Annotated in this window: 1 protein-coding gene and 1 pseudogene; both read right to left on the reverse strand. The window is 79.2% G+C overall.

Annotated elements, in window-relative coordinates; genetic code table 11:
- Nucleotides 1-1,324: ABC transporter ATP-binding protein (locus SSBG_RS22040; protein ID WP_037870384.1), on the reverse strand; the 1,324-nt coding region annotated here is incomplete at its 3' end.
- A pseudogene (locus tag SSBG_RS22045) lies at nucleotides 1,321-1,671 on the reverse strand (energy-coupling factor transporter transmembrane protein EcfT); the annotation flags it as partial. The pseudogene SSBG_RS22045 and the gene SSBG_RS22040, both read right to left, overlap by 4 nt.

Raw genomic sequence — 1,671 nt, forward strand, 5'->3', positions numbered from 1 at the left:
CCGCGTCCGCGTCGGCGGCCGCGCACTCGGCGGCCACCGTGTCCGCGTACAGCAGGTCGCGCGGCTCCTGCGGTACGAGCCCGACGCGCCGGATCAGGGCGGCGGGCGCGAGCGCGCGCGGCGCGGCGCCACCGACCGTCACGGACCCGGCCCTCGGCGCGAGCAGCCCGACGAGGCAGGACAGGAGCGTGGACTTCCCGGCCCCGTTGCGCCCCATGAGCGCGACGGTCTCCCCGCCGCGCACGGTCAGCCCGACCCCGCGCAACGCCCGCACGGGCCCGCGCGTGACCGAGAGCCCCCGCACCCGCGCGGCCTCCCCCTCGGCGGGGGCGACACCCGGCGCGGCGGAACGGCGGCGCAGCAGACGCCCGACGAGACTGGGGCGGACGGCTGGGGAGGGGCGGTCACCGGGGCGGACGGCGGAGGGGGAGCCGCCACCGGGGCGGGGCGCGGAGGGGGAGCCGCCACCGGGGCGGGGCGCCGCTCCGTTCGCCGGACCCGGCTCCAGGCCGCTCAGCCGCTCGCGGAGGGTGCCCGCCCTGCGGCGCGCGTCCCGTACCGACAGGGGCGGCGGCTCCCAGCCCGCGAGGCGGCCGAGCGCGACGACCGGCGGGTGGACCGGGGAGACCGCCATGACCTCGCCGGGGGTGCCCGTCACGGGCCGGGCGCCCAGGGACTCCAGGAGGATCACCCGGTCCGCGTACTGCACGACGCGTTCGAGGCGGTGCTCCGCCATCAGGACCGTCGTGCCGAGATCGTCCACGAGGCGCCGCAGGACCGCCAGGACCTCCTCGGCCGCGCCGGGGTCGAGCGCCGAGGTCGGCTCGTCCAGCACGAGGACCCGCGGGTGCGGGGTGAGCACGGAGCCGATCGCGAGCCGCTGGCGCTGGCCGCCGGAGAGCGTCGCGAGCGGGCGGTCGCGCAGCTCGTGCAGCCCGAGGAGGTCGAGGGTCTCCTCGACGCGGCGCCGCATGACGGCCGGGGCGAGGCCCAGGGACTCCATGCCGTAGGCGAGTTCGTCCTCGACCGTGTCCGTCACGAAGTGCGCGAGCGGGTCCTGCCCCACCGTGCCGACCACGTCGGCGAGTTCGCGCGGCTTGTGCAGCCGCGTGTCCCGGCCCGCCACCGTGACCCGGCCGCCGAGCGTGCCCCCGGTGAAGTGCGGCACGAGCCCCGGGACCGCGCCGAGCAGCGTGGACTTGCCCACCCCGGAAGGCCCCACCAGGAGGGCGAGTTCACCCTCCGGCACGGTCAGGTCGACGCCCGCGAGCGCGGGTGCCCCCGCGTCGGCGTAGGTGACGGAGACGTTCTCGAAACGGATCACGGCGCGGGCTCCGGGGCGGTACGGGTCAGGGGCGGCGCGGGCGGCGCCGCGAAGGCCGGGACGAGCCCGGCGAGCACGGCGAGCGCGGGCCACAGCGGCAGGACGGGCGCGACGAGCGGCACGACGCCGGGGTGCAGCGCGGCCTCGTCCGGCAGGAGGACGAGGAGCGCGGCGACCGCGACCCCCGAGCCCGCCACGAGCCACGCCCGTACCCCCCAGGGATCGGGCCGGTAGCGGCTGCGCACCGCGCGCCGTCCGCCGAGCCACAGCCCGCCCGCCGCCGCGAGCACCCCGGCCGCGAGCAGCGGGAACCCGTAGCCGGCGCCGGTGTCCGCGAGGAGGGCGTA

The sequence above is a fragment of the Streptomyces sp. SPB074 genome (genome assembly GCF_000154905.1).
Taxonomy (GTDB): Bacteria; Actinomycetota; Actinomycetes; order Streptomycetales; family Streptomycetaceae; genus Streptomyces.